The sequence below is a fragment of the Geomonas silvestris genome (genome assembly GCF_014193515.1).
GTDB lineage: Bacteria > Desulfobacterota > Desulfuromonadia > Geobacterales > Geobacteraceae > Geomonas > Geomonas silvestris.
In genome coordinates this window covers 294,859-309,558 of sequence record NZ_BLXX01000001.1, presented here as the reverse complement: position 1 = coordinate 309,558, position 14,700 = coordinate 294,859, and the positions used below count along the sequence as shown (strand labels likewise).

13 protein-coding genes and 2 tRNA genes are annotated in these 14,700 nt (G+C 60.9%); 11 read left to right on the top strand and 4 right to left on the bottom strand.

Annotation, left to right across the window (positions count from 1 at the left end):
- Nucleotides 1-15: 15 nt before the first annotated feature.
- The 4 genes from GMST_RS01310 to GMST_RS01295 form a co-directional block, all read right to left on the bottom strand.
- Nucleotides 16-456, bottom strand: a complete 441-nt coding sequence (locus GMST_RS01310; protein WP_183352793.1) for a hypothetical protein — start codon at nucleotides 454-456, stop codon at nucleotides 16-18.
- 154 nt (nucleotides 457-610) lie between these two features.
- Entirely contained in the window at nucleotides 611-1,459 is an 849-nt protein-coding gene (locus GMST_RS01305; protein WP_183352792.1) for a zinc-ribbon domain-containing protein, read from the bottom strand.
- A 263-nt stretch (nucleotides 1,460-1,722) separates the two neighbouring features.
- On the bottom strand, nucleotides 1,723-3,282 hold the full coding sequence (locus GMST_RS01300; protein ID WP_183352791.1) for a T6SS phospholipase effector Tle1-like catalytic domain-containing protein: 1,560 nt from the start codon (nucleotides 3,280-3,282) through the stop codon (nucleotides 1,723-1,725).
- Between the two features lie 39 nt (nucleotides 3,283-3,321).
- Nucleotides 3,322-4,530, bottom strand: coding sequence for a T6SS phospholipase effector Tle1-like catalytic domain-containing protein (locus GMST_RS01295; RefSeq protein ID WP_183352790.1), 1,209 nt, complete (start codon nucleotides 4,528-4,530; stop codon nucleotides 3,322-3,324).
- A 360-nt stretch (nucleotides 4,531-4,890) separates the two neighbouring features.
- Between GMST_RS01295 and GMST_RS01290 the strand changes: the two genes are divergently transcribed.
- The 11 genes from GMST_RS01290 to GMST_RS01240 all read left to right on the top strand — a co-directional run bounded on the left by GMST_RS01290 (nucleotide 4,891) and on the right by GMST_RS01240 (nucleotide 14,582).
- A tRNA-Val gene (locus GMST_RS01290) sits at nucleotides 4,891-4,965 on the top strand.
- 80 nt (nucleotides 4,966-5,045) lie between these two features.
- On the top strand, nucleotides 5,046-6,956 hold the full coding sequence (gene thrS, locus GMST_RS01285) for a threonine--tRNA ligase (RefSeq protein WP_183352789.1): 1,911 nt from the start codon (nucleotides 5,046-5,048) through the stop codon (nucleotides 6,954-6,956).
- A gap of 24 nt (nucleotides 6,957-6,980) precedes the next feature.
- Complete coding sequence (gene infC / locus GMST_RS01280) at nucleotides 6,981-7,499, top strand: translation initiation factor IF-3 (RefSeq protein WP_183353254.1); 519 nt, start codon at nucleotides 6,981-6,983, stop codon at nucleotides 7,497-7,499.
- Nucleotides 7,500-7,526: 27 nt separating this feature from the next.
- Complete coding sequence (gene rpmI / locus GMST_RS01275; RefSeq protein WP_183352788.1) at nucleotides 7,527-7,724, top strand: 50S ribosomal protein L35; 198 nt, start codon at nucleotides 7,527-7,529, stop codon at nucleotides 7,722-7,724.
- Nucleotides 7,725-7,935: 211 nt separating this feature from the next.
- Nucleotides 7,936-8,289, top strand: a complete 354-nt coding sequence (rplT, locus tag GMST_RS01270) for a 50S ribosomal protein L20 (protein ID WP_183352787.1) — start codon at nucleotides 7,936-7,938, stop codon at nucleotides 8,287-8,289.
- A 216-nt stretch (nucleotides 8,290-8,505) separates the two neighbouring features.
- Entirely contained in the window at nucleotides 8,506-9,522 is a 1,017-nt protein-coding gene (gene pheS, locus GMST_RS01265) for a phenylalanine--tRNA ligase subunit alpha (protein WP_183352786.1), read from the top strand.
- 192 nt (nucleotides 9,523-9,714) lie between these two features.
- Nucleotides 9,715-12,132, top strand: a complete 2,418-nt coding sequence (gene pheT / locus GMST_RS01260; protein WP_183352785.1) for a phenylalanine--tRNA ligase subunit beta — start codon at nucleotides 9,715-9,717, stop codon at nucleotides 12,130-12,132.
- A 96-nt stretch (nucleotides 12,133-12,228) separates the two neighbouring features.
- Nucleotides 12,229-12,510 carry an integration host factor subunit alpha gene (locus GMST_RS01255; protein ID WP_183352784.1) on the top strand — a complete coding sequence of 94 codons (282 nt, stop codon included), beginning with the start codon at nucleotides 12,229-12,231 and terminating at the stop codon, nucleotides 12,508-12,510.
- Nucleotides 12,510-12,851, top strand: coding sequence for a MerR family transcriptional regulator (locus GMST_RS01250; RefSeq protein WP_183352783.1), 342 nt, complete (start codon nucleotides 12,510-12,512; stop codon nucleotides 12,849-12,851). The genes GMST_RS01255 and GMST_RS01250 overlap by 1 nt, the downstream gene beginning before the upstream one ends.
- A gap of 10 nt (nucleotides 12,852-12,861) precedes the next feature.
- Nucleotides 12,862-12,938 (top strand) — tRNA-Pro (locus GMST_RS01245).
- A gap of 495 nt (nucleotides 12,939-13,433) precedes the next feature.
- Entirely contained in the window at nucleotides 13,434-14,582 is a 1,149-nt protein-coding gene (locus GMST_RS01240) for an iron-containing alcohol dehydrogenase (RefSeq protein ID WP_183352782.1), read from the top strand.
- Nucleotides 14,583-14,700: the final 118 nt, after the last annotated feature.

Below are 14,700 nucleotides of genomic sequence, written 5' to 3'. Positions count from 1 at the left end.
CTTTGGAGCGTTCGATTACTTGATGCGTTTGAAGGTTGCCGGGTCCCAGCCGAGCACTACCAGGGTCAGCTCGTCCTTGGTCACCGAGTAGACGTAGGCCATCGGGGTCTTCTCCCAGGGCATGTTGGGCATCGGTTTCACCAGCAAAAGTTTTTTCCCCTGGAATTCCTCGGATCTCGATTCGATGGCCTTGCGCTCCTCGGCACTCAGTTCGATCTTGATCGGGAAATGCCGGCCGGGCATGTTGGACATCACCAGGGTCTGATCCTTGAAGAACTGGATCCCTTCGGGAAGATACGGGCAGGGCTGACCGGCTTCGTTCACCGGCCGGTGGGTGATGCTCCAGGAACCGAGAAGGTTGGCGACCCCGCTCTCGGCTGCAAGGGCATGCTGCGCCAGCGAGATCGAAAGCAACAGGGCAACGGTCAAACACACGGTGACGACTCTTCTCAGCATGGAAACTCCTTTGGTGTGGTGGTCCCCTGATCCGGATAGCCGGGGTGGCTGCAGGGGCCTTGGCAATCTAGCGGAAGGTCTTTGCTTCTGCAAGGATTATTCGGGAATGCTGCGGAGCGGTAGCGTGGTCTGTCATCCGGAGGAACGCGACCCTTTAGCTGAACTCGCGGGTGATGCGGTCGCTTCTCAGGATGAGGAGCAGGGCGGCACAGGGGGCGGCCAGCAGCGCCAGCAGTAGGAGCGCGTTGAAGAGACCGATCGCGGAATAGGAGAATCCGGGCTTGCTCGAGGAGATGGTCACCCAGTCGTAGAAGGCAACCGACTGGTGGGTCGCTGCGACGGCAATGCCGATCCAGGCGGCTTCGGTCAGGCGTTGCAGGGAACCGTCCCGCAGCTTCCCGAACTGAAACGCTGCGGCGGAAAGGTAGAGGCTGAACAGAAGCACCAGCCAGGGGATGAGTCCCAGGTGGGCGAAGACGTAAAGTTTGGAGAACGGCTCGAGCACCGGCTCGGAGAGGATCGCCTGCCAGTCGCGGCTGTAGTACGTGACGATGCCGGCGACGGCGTAGATAAAGAGCGCTCCGCCGGCGGCGAGGCAGATCCAGGCCGTGATTTCTATGGGTTTCGCGGTGCGAGGCGTCTCGTCGGGCTGCTGCAGGTCACGCGGAGGCGCAACCACCAGGTCCGGGTTCCGGTACGAGCGCTGCAGCGCCTCCTGGTTGCGGCGGTCCTGTTCGCGCTCCTGCTGTTTGCGGGCCAGGGCCTGGTGCTGTTCGGCAGTCGTGCCGCACTTGGGGCAGACGGCAAACATCTCATCGGTGAAGGTGGAATACTGGCAGGCCGGGCAGGTGCTCATCAGTCGGGCACCGGCCGGGGGAGCGGCGGGCTTTTCAACGTGAAAGTCGTGTTTGCAGCGCGGACACGTCATCCGGCGGCCGCAGGGGGGGAGTTCCACCTCGTTGACCGTTCCGGTGAGATGACAGGAGGGACACTCTATTTTCATGGGATGCGCTCCGGACCTACCTCGGCTTCGCCTTTGGCTGACCCTGCTTATAGTGCTATTTAAACTAAAAGGCAACAGGGATTAAAGGGATACTGCTATTCGAACAGGGATGAATGGGATGAAGGGGATACTGCCAATCGAACAGGGATGGATGGGATGAAGGGGATACTGCGGATTCGTGACAAGACGAATCTCTCCGTTACCTGACTGTGGTACGGATAACCATCTGGGTACGGTTACTCTTTGCGCAGTGCCACCGCAAATCAGGGAACGGCCAGCATCTTGCGCAAGTGGCTCCTGCAACGATGCCAAAAGCCCGAGTAGTGCTTGCAAAGGGCGGTGTCCACGTGGTCCGCCCAGTGGTGGATAATCGAACTTCCCACCAGGAAAACGGCGATCACCGCTCCTGCCGACCCCAGCCAACAGCCGCAGGCACCGGTCCCGCGGGTGCACCAGGAGAGGATCAGCATGGTAATGAGTGCGACCAGCGAGAGGAGGGACAGGGCCAAAAAGGCGTAGTACGATCTCTTCCCCGACAGCACCGTGTCGCGCATGTCTTCGAGCATCGCCTGATTGCTTCCGGTGTAGTTGCCTGCGAGCAGCGCCGCGATGGGGCCAACCTTGGCCGGGTCTGGCCAGGATCCGATGCTGCCGGAATAATCCGTTTCGAAGTCAAAGGGGAGGTTCCCCGGGGAGTAGCTGTCGGTGCCGTTGGCGGCGAAAGTACCGTTGGCGATGCGCTCGAAGAGGCTCAGGTGCAGTTTGGGGCGCCTGATCCGGTGCTCGCGGCAGAGTTCCATGAGGTCGCGCGGCGACCAGCGGTAGTAGACGCCGAGGCCGGCGCGGGAATCGTAGAGCTTGTCGTGCACGTCCTGGTGCAGGCGGGTGAACTCGAGATCCTGGTTGATAAAGCGCAGCCCGGCCTGCCTGGCCTCGTGCATCATCCAGTCCAGCGTCACCAGCGACATCCCCTGCTTCGGATATCCCCCGCCGACGTTCGAGTGCACCCCGGCAAACCACACCTGCTTCACCCGCGGTTCCTCCCCGTCCTTCTCGTTCCACAGTTCGGGGTGGAAAGTGCGCCGCTCCTCGTCCAGTGCCAGTGCGTGGCGGGCACGGGCGACCTCGGGCCCCAGGGTGTTGTCGGCAAACCAGATCGGGTGGAACCGGGCGATGAGCTCGCGCAACCCGTCGAATGGCGTTCCGATCGCCCCTACGGTGTCCCATACGCCTATGAAGGCGATATCGACGGGCTCCGTTGGTGCCACCGCGTGGTTTGCGATCCGGCGCTGGACGCTTCGGGAACGGGCCTGGGAAGCCTCGGCGGGGCTCGGTATGCGGGAGCGCCGCTCCTTGGCACTGGAATATTTGAAGGCAACCCCGGTGAACTCCTCCCAGCAGTCGTGGATCTTCTGGTTCAGGACCCCGCGCGGCTGTACGGCGTAGTAACCGATGTTGAGCACGCCGCAGTGCTGGATGAAACCGGCCAGCGCCCGAACCGTGTAGGCGCCGCGACTGAAGCCGAAGAGGTAGATCCGGTCTCCCGGCTCGTAGACATTCGCCAGTTCGCGGTAGAGCTTTTTGACGTTGTGCGAGAAGCCCCAGCCGAAGGCGCCGCCGATCACCCGGGCGAAGGCGTTGGCGGTGCCGACCCCGTCGTCGTAAAAGGCCACCTGCGGGGTCAGGGGCGTCTGCCCCGCGGCGACAGGCGCCTTGTGCCCCTGGATGTCGACCGCTTCGTACAGCTTGAAGACGTTGGTGCCGCGGTTCTTGATGTCCTGGTTGCCGGTACCGTCCGAGCACAGCACGATGTTCTTCGTCATGGCTGATCCTCGCGTGGTTTGGTGGTAGCTGGTCGACTGTCAGTCCCTCAATACGCAGCGGGCGCAGATGCCCGTGTTTTCTGGTGTCGCAGGGTCGAGGCCGACCGTGCAGATGTCGGCTGGCAGGTTTTCCGGCCGATAGGGAGCTGCGGCTGCCGCCGGGTCGGCAAGCACCTCGGGAAGCCGGCCGCGCAGCGCCAGGGAATGATGCCCCACCAGGTCCTCGGGGAACACCCGGGCGGCGGTCTTGTAGAGGGTGCCGCGCCAGGGCTGGTGGGCCACCCCGCCCACGCTGGGGAAGTAGTCGGGGATCTCGTGGTCGACTGCGATCAAACCGAGCGCAAGAAGTTCTTCCAGCATCCACTCGAGGGTACCGTCGGAGAGGTTGCTCTCGCTGTTCAGGGTAGGGTAGCCACCCCCCACGTCGGCATGAGCCCCAGGAAAGAGCACCTGTTTTACCTGCTCGCGGGAATCCCAAAGCGTCGGGGTGAAATCGCAGCGCCGCTCGTCCAGGGAGAGGGCATGGAAGCCCCAGGCGACCTTGTCGCTCAATTTCCTGTCGCTGAAGCGGAAGGCGTCCATGCGGGCATCGCCGGCAAAGCAGGGGATCCCCAAGGCGCCGACGGTGTCCCAGACGGCAACGGCGCCGATCTCCGGCACGGGGACGAAATCCTCGGGAGCACGTGACGAGCGGCTGATGAAGGCGGGGAGATTGGCAGCAACCTCCGCAAGCCGCGCGCAGAAGTCGGCGCTGGTACAGGTGTCGCGGTAGCGGTACCAGGCCTGGGCCCCCTTGCGGTAGGCCTCTTCCTTGTCTGCGGCAAGGGCAGGGGCGAGAAGCCCCTGGCTCGCGATGAAGCCGGCCAGGGCACGCGCGGTATAGGCGCCGCGGCTGAAGCCGATGATGAAGATGCGGTCTCCGGGACGGTAGTTGCGCGAGATGAAGGTGTAGCCGCGCACGATGCGGGTGATGACGCCGGCTCCGAAGGCCCCACCAAGGATACGGGAGAGGGCGTTGGTGTCGTCCCCGACTCCGTGCAGGTACTTGGCGACCTGCCGGATCATGGAGCCTGCAGAGAGCACCTTTTCCTGTTCCCTGGAGCCCTCGGGCGTTTGAGCGGACAACTCCCCTTCGAGCATCCGAAAGAGCTTGTAGACGTTGGTTTGATCCGGCAACTGGTCGTGGTTATCGTCCTGGGTGGGGCTGTTCCAGGTTCCGTCCGCGCAGAAAACTATATTCTTCGACATGATCTTCTCCTTGCTGTGCAGGGCATGACATGAAAGGTGCCCAGGGTATCCGGGAAAGGTGGTACCAGGTGCAGCGAGTGGTAGCTCTGTGGGCGCAGGATCCGGATTCGGGCGGGAGCGGCGACTCCGCGTTTCCGAAGGGTGGTGGGCAAAGCGTGCCGTAGGAAATATATGACAGAAAAGGTGTTTGTAAAGCAACTCCGCAATTTCCTGAGTTTTTTAAGGCGGACCCGCCGTGTGGATCCAATCGTGATGCCGTTGCAAGCATCGTCCAATGAGAAAAAAAGATCGCTGTAAGAAAAAGTGTTGACTTTGGATTAGCGAATTGGTACAAAGTTCGAGTTCCACGAAGCAGCAAACAGGCGCGTAGCTCAGGGGTAGAGCACTAGCTCGACACGCTAGGGGTCGGCGGTTCGAAACCGCCCGCGCCTACCATCAAAGAAAACCTTCATAGCGAGGTTCGACGGAGGCATCGAGTTTCGATGCCTCTTTCTGTTTGTACAAAGGGGCTTGACATGGATCAGATTAAGGTATCGCTTCCCGACGGTTCTGAAAGATCCCTCCAGAAAGACGCCACGATTTACGATCTGGCGGCTTCCATAGGCGCAGGTCTCGCCAAGGCTGCCATCGCCGGCAAGGTGGACGGCAACCTGGTCGACCTGAACACCAAGCTTGCCGACGGCAACAAGGTGGAAATCATCACCGAGAAGAGCCCCGAGGCGCTGGAGATCGTCCGGCACTCGACCTCCCACCTGATGGCCCAGGCGGTGAAGGCGCTCTTCCCGCAGGCCAAGGTGACCATCGGTCCCGCCATCGAGACCGGCTTCTACTACGACTTCGACGTGGATCATCCCTTTACCCCGGAAGACCTCGAGAAGATCGAGGCGAAGATGGCCGAACTCGCCAAGGCGAACCTGAAGATCGAGCGTTCGGTCATGTCCAGCGCCGACGCCGTCGCCCTCTTCAAGAAGATGGGCGAGGACTACAAGGTCGAGCTCATCGAGGACCTGGGCGCCGAGACGGTCTCGCTCTACAGCCAGGGCGACTTCGCCGACCTCTGCCGCGGGCCCCATCTGCCCAGCAGCTCTTTCTGCAAGGCCTTCAAGCTGACCTCGATTGCGGGCGCCTACTGGCGCGGCGACGAGAAGCGCGCCATGCTGCAGCGCGTCTACGGCACCGCCTTCACCGACAAGAAAGAGCTCGAGGCGTACCTCGCGCGCATCGAAGAGGCCAAGAAGCGCGACCACAGGAAGCTCGGCCGCGAACTGGACCTCTTCTCCTTCAACGACGAAGTCGGCGCGGGCCTGGTCATCTGGCACCCGAAAGGGGCGATGCTCCGTACCGTCCTCGAGGACTTCGAGCGCAAGGAACACTTAAAGCGCGGCTACGACATCGTCCTGGGTCCGCAGATCCTGAAGACCGAGCTCTGGCAGCGTTCCGGCCACTACGAGAACTATCGCGAGAACATGTACTTCACCACGGTGGACGAGCAGGGCTACGGCGTGAAGCCGATGAACTGCCTGGCGCACATGATGATCTACAAGTCCTCCTTGAGAAGCTACCGCGACCTGCCGCTGCGCTACTTCGAGCTGGGCACCGTGCACCGCCACGAGCGCGCCGGCGTTCTGCACGGCCTTTTGCGCGTGCGCGGCTTTACCCAGGACGACGCCCACATCCTCTGCACGCCGGACCAGCTGGACGCAGAGATCAAGGGTGTCTTGGGCTTCGTCAAGGACGTCATGGGGATCTTCGGCTTCGAGTACGAGATGGAACTTTCCACCCGTCCCGAGAAGTCGATCGGCTCCGACGATGCCTGGGAGCTTGCCACCAGCGCGCTCCTCTCGGCGCTGAAAGACTCCGGCCGCCCCTTCGAAATCAACGAGGGGGACGGCGCCTTCTACGGTCCCAAGATAGACATCAAGCTGCGCGATGCCCTTGACAGAAGATGGCAATGTGCTACAATCCAGTGCGATTTTACCCTGCCCGAGCGTTTCGACCTCACGTATGTCGATGCGAACGGTGAAAAGAAGCGCCCAGTCATGGTGCACCGCGTCATCCTGGGAGCCATCGAGCGCTTCATCGGCGTCCTCATCGAGCACTTCGCAGGTAACTTCCCGACCTGGCTCGCACCGGTTCAGGCGATCGTTCTTACGGTCACCGATAACCAGATTCCGTACGCCGAAGCCGCTTTCAATACGCTTAGGGCCGCGGGCGTGCGCGTTCAGAAAGATTTCCGTAACGAAAAGTTGGGCTTCAAGATCCGCGAGGCCCAGTTGCAGAAGATACCGTACATGCTGGTTGTAGGGGACAAGGAGGTCGAAAGCGGCCTTCTGGCGCCGCGCTTCCGCGACGGCAAGAACCTCGACGGCATGACCCCGGAACAGTTCGTCTCGTTCATCGAATCAGAAACCAAGAGCTTCAGATAAAAGCTTGCTACAGGAGGTGGCGTCATAGCTAAACCTACAGTCAACATCAATCAGACCATCAGGGCCAGGGAAGTACGCGTGGTTGGTCCCGAAAGCGAGCAGTTGGGTATCCTGCCGCTGCGCGAGGCCCTGGCGCTGGCCGAGAGCCAGCAACTGGATTTGGTAGAGGTTTCGCCGACAGCCGTACCTCCGGTTTGCCGCATCATGGATTACGGCAAATTCAAATATCAGCAGGCCAAGAAACAGGCGGAAGCCAAGAAGAAGCAGATCCAGGTGGAGCTCAAGGAAGTCAAGCTCCGTCCCAAGACCGACACGCACGACCTGGAGTTCAAGATAAAGCACGTGCGCCGCTTCCTTGAGGAAGGGAACAAGGCGAAGATCACCGTCGTGTTCCGCGGCCGCGAGATCACCCACCAGGAACTCGGCATGGCCGCCCTGGAGAGGATCACATCCGAACTCGCCGACATCGCCGTAGTGGAAGTACGCCAGAAAATGGAAGGGCGCAGCATGTTTATGATCGTCGCCCCCAAGGTAAAAAAATAAACACCACCAAGAAAAGGAGTAGTAACAATGCCTAAAATGAAGACCCATAGGGGCGCCGCCAAGCGTTTTCGCAAGACCGGCACAGGCAAAATCAAGATGAATCACGCCTTCACCAGCCACATCCTCACCAGCAAGACGAGGAAGAACAAGCGTAACCTGCGTAAGGGCGCGATCGTTGCTGCTTCCGATCACAAGAACATCGCTGCACTGATCCCCTACAAGTAACCAGGGATTAGGGGCAAGTGACTAGGGACTAGAACAAACAGAACCTCGGAGAGCCTGCGGGCTCTCTTTTGTTGTCTGCGTTTCTTGTTCCGGAGACTGTACTACCAGGAACTTGCACCTTTTGGTGCGTGTTCCTTTGACGAAGTCCGAGAACCGTGAGGAAACGTCTCCCCTTGCGGATCCGGCAAATTAAAAACCAGAAGGAGTATGTATGCCAAGAGTAAAGCGCGGTTTTAAAGCGAGACAGAGAAGAAACAAGGTATTGAAGCTTGCCAAGGGCTACCGCGGCGCGAGGAGCAAATTGTTCCGCAGCGCGACCGAGGCTGTGGATCGCGCACTTAACTACGCGTTCCGCGACCGTCGCGTCAAGAAGCGGGACTTCCGCTCGCTGTGGATCACCAGGATCAACGCTGCGGCACGTCTCAACGGCCTGTCCTACAGCAAACTGATCCACGGCCTGAAAGTGGCCAAAGTGGAAATCGACCGGAAAGTGATGGCCGACCTGGCCGTCTCCGATCCGAAAGGTTTCGCAGCAATCGCGGCGGCTGCCAAAGCCAGCTTCTAATACATACCGCGGGCATCGAAAAAGAAATGAGATAGCGATATCTCATTTCTTTTTTTTATCCAATGGTGTATTTACACCGGGTTAGCTTTTCGCGCTTTTTCTCCCCCGCCCCTTGCGGGAGGGGGCAGGGGGGTGGGGGAAGCCGGCAGCTCGGAGGTGGTTCCGCCTCCCCCGAGATCCACCAGCAAACTAACTCCACGCATCAAGGGTCAAATCATGAAGGATAAACTCGAAGGACTTTTGAAGGATGCCTTGGCCGAGCTGGCAGCCGCCTCCACCGAGGCAGGGCTCCAGGAACTTAGGGTCAAGTACCTGGGTAAGAAGGGCGAGCTGACCGCCGTGATGAAGGGGCTTGGGGGGCTTACTCCCGAAGAGCGCCCGGTGATCGGCCAGGTGGTCAACACCGTGAAGGGACAGCTCGAGGAGGCCTTCGACAGCCGCGCCGCGCTGATTCGGGAGCAGGTGAAAAACGAGCGCTTGGCCAACGAGCGCATCGACGTGACGCTGCCGGGCCGCCGCACCGTGACCGGCTCGAAGCACCCGATCACCCTGGTGACCGAGGAGATCTGCTCCATCTTCTCCGCGCTTGGTTTCGGCGTGGCCGAGGGCCCCGAGATCGAGCACGACTTCTACAACTTCGAGGCGCTCAACTTCCCGAAGGACCACCCTGCGCGCGACATGCAGGACACCTTCTTCGTGGCCGAGAACGTGCTCTTGCGCACCCACACCTCGCCGGTCCAGGTGCGCACCATGCTGAAGCAGCCGCCGCCGGTGCGCATCATCGCGCCTGGCACCGTGTACCGCTGCGACTCCGACGCGACCCACTCGCCCATGTTCCATCAGGTCGAAGGGCTCATGGTCGACAAAGGGATCACCTTCGGCGACCTGAAAGGTATCCTGACCCTCTTTACCAGCCAGCTCTTCGGCTCCGACATCGGTGTGCGTCTGCGTCCCTCCTTCTTCCCGTTCACCGAGCCGAGTGCCGAGGTCGACATCGCCTGCGTCATCTGCCGCGGCAAGGGGTGCCGGGTCTGCAAGGAGACCGGCTGGCTCGAGATCCTCGGTGCCGGCATGGTGGACCCCGAGGTGTACCGCCACGTGGGCTACGACGCCGAGCAGTACACCGGCTTCGCCTTCGGCATGGGGATCGAAAGGATCGCCATGCTCAAGTACGGCATCGCCGACATGCGGCTTCTCTTCGAGAACGACCTGCGGTTTTTAAAGCAATTCTAAAACCTGCATAAGCCCAAAACCTAGCACGCGAAAAAGTCTAGAAACAGAGACAAAAGTGCCGGATAAACCTTGTTGTTGGTTTTACCCCAAGGCTTTTTTTGATCAGGTTTTTTTATCTTGGTTTCCGCGTAATCCGCGTGCCAGGTTTTGACTTAGATTCTCCAACGACTCAACAACTGAACGGGATTCGACATGATAGTTACCTACAACTGGATCAAGGAATTCGTCGATTGCGATCTGCCGGCTGCCGAGCTCTCCCACCTTTTGACCATGCTGGGCCTCGAGGTCGAGCGCATGGAAGAAGTGGGCGGCGGCATGGACGACGTGGTGGTCGCCCAGGTGGTGGAAAGAAACCAGCACCCCAACGCCGACAAGCTCTCGCTGTGCAAGGTGGATGACGGCAGTGGCGGAGAGCTCCTCTCCATCGTCTGCGGCGCCCAGAACTTCAAGGCCGGCGACAAGGTGGCCCTGGCGAAGATCGGCGCGACGCTCCCCGGCGACTTCAAGATCAAGCGCTCCAAGATCCGCGGCGAGGAGTCCTTCGGGATGCTCTGCTCCGAGCGTGAGCTGGCGCTTTCCGACGAGTCCTCCGGCATCATGATCCTCCCCCAGGATTTCAAACTGGGCGTGCCGCTCTTCAACGCGCTGGGGACCAAAGACGTCATCTTCGAGATCGGCCTCACCCCGAACCGCGCCGACTGCCTGAGCGTCGCGGGCGTAGCCCGCGAGATCGCCGCCAAGCTCGGCAAGAAAGTGCACTATCCGGGCCTCGAGGTGAAAGAAACCGGCGCCCCCATCGAGAGTATCGCGCAGGTCGCCATCGACGCGCCGGATCTCTGCCCGCGCTACACCGCGCGCCACATCACCGGCTGCACCCTGGCTCCGTCGCCGACCTGGCTCGCCAACCGTCTGCGCGACGCCGGCATCCGCTCCATCAACAACATCGTGGACGTCACCAACTACGTCCTCCTCGAGTACGGCCACCCGCTGCATGCCTTCGACTTCAAGCTCCTTTCCGGCGGCAAGATCGTGGTCGCCGCGGCAGGGGAGGGCGAGCAGTTCCACACCCTGGATGGGCAGGAGCGCACCCTGTCGGCGTCGGATCTCACCATCCGCGACGGCGAGAAGGCTGTCGCGCTCGCCGGTATCATGGGGGGCGGCAACTCCGAGATCAACGACGCGACCACCGAGGTGCTCCTGGAGAGCGCCTACTTCAATCCGTCCGCCATCCGCCGCACCTCCAAGCGCCTGGGAATCCACACCGAGTCCTCGCACCGCTTCGAGCGCGGCACCGACGTTGCCGGCTTGACCCGCGCCCTGGACCGCGCCGCCCAGCTCATCGCAGAGCTCTCCGGCGGGAGAATCGCCAAGGGCGTCATCGACGTCTACCCCGAGCCGATCGCCCCGCGTACGATTCCCGCGCGCCTTGCCCGCATCAACGCGGTCTCCGGGCTCTCGTTGACGGCCGCTGAGGTGAAGGACATGTTCGAGCGCCTCGAGTTCCAGGTCGCCGAGACGGAAGCCGGCGTCTTCAAGGTGCAGGTGCCGCTCTTCCGGGTGGACCTCGAGCGCGAGATCGACCTGGTCGAAGAGGTGGTGCGCTTAAACGGCTTCGAGAAGGTTGAGGCCACCCTGCCGCAGGCCTCGGTCCTTTCCGACCTTCCTTCGCCGCAGCTGCGCCTGGGTTCCCGCATCAAGGACCTCCTGGTCTCGCACGGGCTCTCCGAGGTGATCAACTACAGCTTCGTGGCACCCACCAGCTGCGAGAAGATCCTCCTTGCCGAGGACGACTTCCGCCGCAAAGGCGTGCCCCTCTTGAACCCGATCTCCGACGAGCTCTCGGTGATGCGCACCACGCTCCTGCCGGGCCTTCTGGAGACCGCCGTCAAGAACATCAACTTCCGTACCCTCGATCTGCGCATCTTCGAGATGCGCCGCATCTACATCCCCAGCGAAACCAACGACCTGGGGCTGCCGGACGAGCCGATGTGCCTCGCCGCGCTCTTCACCGGGCGCCGCGATCCGGAAGGGTGGAACCAGGCCAAAGGGAACCTCGACTTCTTCGACGTGAAGGGGATCGTCGAGAGCATCCTCGATGAGCTGAACATCGGGGGCGTCAACTACGTGGCCGACGAGCTCGATCCCTACTTCCATCCGGGCAAAGCCTGCCGGGTGAAAAGCGGCAACCGCGAACTGGGCTCCTTCGGCGAATTGCACCCAAGCGTCCAGGAGAACTACGGCATCGACCAGGTGCTCTACTACCTCGAGCTCAACTTCGGAAAGCTGATCGCCTGCCGCAAGGAGATGGGGTCGGCGCAGGTACCTTCGCGCTTCCCGTCCACCTTCCGCGACATCGCCATGCTGCTCCCCGAGACCACGCCCGCGGCCGAGATCCTGGCCAGCGTGAAGAGCGTCAAGGCCGACGAGCTGGAAGGGGTCGAGCTCTTCGACCTGTACACCGGTGGCAACATCCCCAAGGGGGAGAAGAGCATCGCCATAAGGGTCCGTTACGGCTCCAAAGAGCGCACCTTGACCGACGACGAGGTGACCAAGCTGCACCAGCGCGTGATCGCTACCCTGCAGAAAAAATTAAATGTTTCCTTTAGATAAAAAGGGGTTGCGAAAAAGGAAACGCTATGGTATTAGATTAAGCCGCCGTTGACATTGTGGAAAAACTATTGAAATGCTGAACCTGTTGAGGGGGTTATGACCAAAGCGGACATCGTTGAGAAGATTTATGAGAAGGTAGGTTTTTCCAAGAAAGAATCTGCCGAGCTCGTTGAAACTGTATTTGATCTGATCAAGACCACCCTGGAAGATGGGGACAAGATCAAGATCGCCGGCTTCGGTAACTTCGTAGTGAAAGAGAAGTCGGACCGTCGCGGCAGGAATCCCCAGACCGGGGAGGAAATCACCATCGTGGCGAGAAAGATCCTCACCTTCAAACCCAGCCAGGTTCTGAAGAGCGCGATCAACGCCGAGCAGTAATGGACACCGGGATCCCGGACAAGCACTACCTAAGGATCGGTGAAGTCTCGCAAGTGACGGGACTTCCGGCCTCGGTACTGCGTTACTGGGAGACGGAGTTCGATTTCTTGAGGCCGAAGAAGAGCTCGACCGGCCAGCGTCTTTACACCAAGAAAGACATAGAGCAAGTAATAGAGATCAAAAAGCTGCTGTACGCCGAGAAACTCACCATCGAGGGAGCGCGCAAGCGACTCGAGGTGAGGAAGAGGTACCACAAGCCCGATCAGCCCCCGGAAAGACTCGCCGCCCTGCTGCAGGAGGTGAAAGGGGAACTGAAGGAACTGCGGGACCTGCTACAGTAACAGGCATAATCGGTGCGTAGCGCAGCCTGGTAGCGCACTAGACTGGGGGTCTAGTGGTCGCTGGTTCGAATCCAGTCGCACCGACCATTAAACGAGGGGTTACGAGTTATTCGTAACCCCTCTTTTTTTGCCACCGCACAGCCACCCTGCAGCGTGCCGGGGTGGCTGTTTGTTTTTTCCCCTGCCGCAGACCCGTGCTGTGCCACCTACCAGCGATATCCCGCCAATGGAAGTGTCCTGAAATGGAACACCCGGCGCTCCAAAAGCTAACAGGCCGTTACACTATGGAACGCTGAAGAGCCGGTAGGATTGGTGTCCCTCGAGGCCGGCAGCACAGAGCGCACCGAAAAAAGTCGCACAGATACAGCTCCTTCCCCGTCGTCCTTTCTTATTAACCGCGCAGTTTCCTTTGCTCCTGGCTTCGCTCCGATTAGGTATACATCTTGCCAGGGGAGATGGTTCTGTATACATCATTTCTCGCATTTTCCCGTCTACTGTTTTATTATGCAACGGGCGCCGCTGTCCGATGCGCGCGCTGCTGCGCAAGAGACGCGGCACTAGTGCGCCTGCCAAGGAGAAGCCATGGAAATCAGTAAATTTGTCGCTCCCGAGATCATCTTCGGCCGGGGATCCCTAAGCCAGATCGGCGAGAGCGTGGTGCGGATCGGCGTCTCCAAGGTCTTCCTGGTCTCGGACCAGGACGTGATCTCCTCCGGGTGGGTGGATCGGGCGGTCGAATACCTGCAGGCGGCCGGCCTTGACAGCGTGATCTTCTCCTCGCTTACCACCAACCCGAAGGATTGCGAGGTCAGCGAGGGAACTGCGCGGTACCTGGAGTCCGGCTGCGACGGCATCGTGTCGGTCGGGGGGGGGAGTCCCACCGATGTCGCCAAGGCGATCGCCATCCTCTCTTCCAACGGTGGGCAGCTGCGCGACTACGAGGGGATCAACCGGATCATCATGCCGCTGCCGCCCATGGTCATCGTGCCCAGTACGGCCGGTGCCGGTTCCGAAGTAAGCCAGTTCACCATCATCGTCGACACCGAGCGCAAGCTCAAGATGTCCATCATCTCCCGCTCCCTGATTCCCGATATCGCCATCGTCGACCCCGAGCTCTTGAGGACCAAGGACGCCAAGCTCGCCGCGGCTACCGGCGTCGATGCGCTGACCCACGGCATCGAGTCCTACGTCTCGCTGGCGGCGACGCCGCTTACCGACATCCACGCCCTGAAGGCACTCCAGCTCATCTCGCTCAACCTGAGAAGGGCGGTTGCCGACCGCGCCGACATGGAGGCCAATGCCAGCATGGCCATGGCTAGCCTCACCGCCGGGCTGGCCTTTTCCAACGCCATCCTGGGGGCGGCCCACGCCATGACCCACCAGGTGGACGGCCTTTTGGACCAGCACCACGGCGAAACCAACGCCTCCATCCTGCCCCACGTCATGCGCTTCAACCTCACTGCCTGCCCCGAGCGCTTCCGTGACATCGCGATCGCCATGGGTGAAGACGTGACCGGGCTCGACCTGCTGTCGGCTGCGGAGCGCTCCATAGAGGCGGTGCAGCGCCTCATCGCCGATATCGGGCTGGCCAAGGGGTTGGCCCAGCTGGGGCTCGAGGAGAAGTACATCCCACTTTTGAGCCGCAACGCCACCAAGGACGCCTGCCTGGTCACCAACCCGCGCAGCGCCACCTGTGCCGACATCGAGCAGATCTTCCTCGCCGCTCTCTAGGGGAGAGGCAACCTGTACGAGCGTCTTCAGCCGTCACATCGGGCACGTGCTGCCGAAGACGCTCCCGCGAAAATCATGAAGGACAAGGTACCGAGAGGTGCAGGCGCCAAAGGGGGGC

Bases quoted from the DNA above. Each gene is read 5' to 3' on its own strand.
- GMST_RS01295 (WP_183352790.1), bottom strand. From the start codon at position 4,530: ATGTCGAAGAATATAGTTTTCTGCGCGGACGGAACCTGGAACAGCCCC.
- rplT (WP_183352787.1), top strand. From the start codon at position 7,936: ATGCCAAGAGTAAAGCGCGGTTTTAAAGCGAGACAGAGAAGAAACAAG.
- thrS (WP_183352789.1), top strand. From the start codon at position 5,046: ATGGATCAGATTAAGGTATCGCTTCCCGACGGTTCTGAAAGATCCCTC.
- GMST_RS01310 (WP_183352793.1), bottom strand. From the start codon at position 456: ATGCTGAGAAGAGTCGTCACCGTGTGTTTGACCGTTGCCCTGTTGCTT.
- pheS (WP_183352786.1), top strand. From the start codon at position 8,506: ATGAAGGATAAACTCGAAGGACTTTTGAAGGATGCCTTGGCCGAGCTG.
- GMST_RS01305 (WP_183352792.1), bottom strand. From the start codon at position 1,459: ATGAAAATAGAGTGTCCCTCCTGTCATCTCACCGGAACGGTCAACGAG.
- GMST_RS01250 (WP_183352783.1), top strand. From the start codon at position 12,510: ATGGACACCGGGATCCCGGACAAGCACTACCTAAGGATCGGTGAAGTC.
- GMST_RS01240 (WP_183352782.1), top strand. From the start codon at position 13,434: ATGGAAATCAGTAAATTTGTCGCTCCCGAGATCATCTTCGGCCGGGGA.
- GMST_RS01255 (WP_183352784.1), top strand. From the start codon at position 12,229: ATGACCAAAGCGGACATCGTTGAGAAGATTTATGAGAAGGTAGGTTTT.
- GMST_RS01300 (WP_183352791.1), bottom strand. From the start codon at position 3,282: ATGACGAAGAACATCGTGCTGTGCTCGGACGGTACCGGCAACCAGGAC.
- pheT (WP_183352785.1), top strand. From the start codon at position 9,715: ATGATAGTTACCTACAACTGGATCAAGGAATTCGTCGATTGCGATCTG.
- rpmI (WP_183352788.1), top strand. From the start codon at position 7,527: ATGCCTAAAATGAAGACCCATAGGGGCGCCGCCAAGCGTTTTCGCAAG.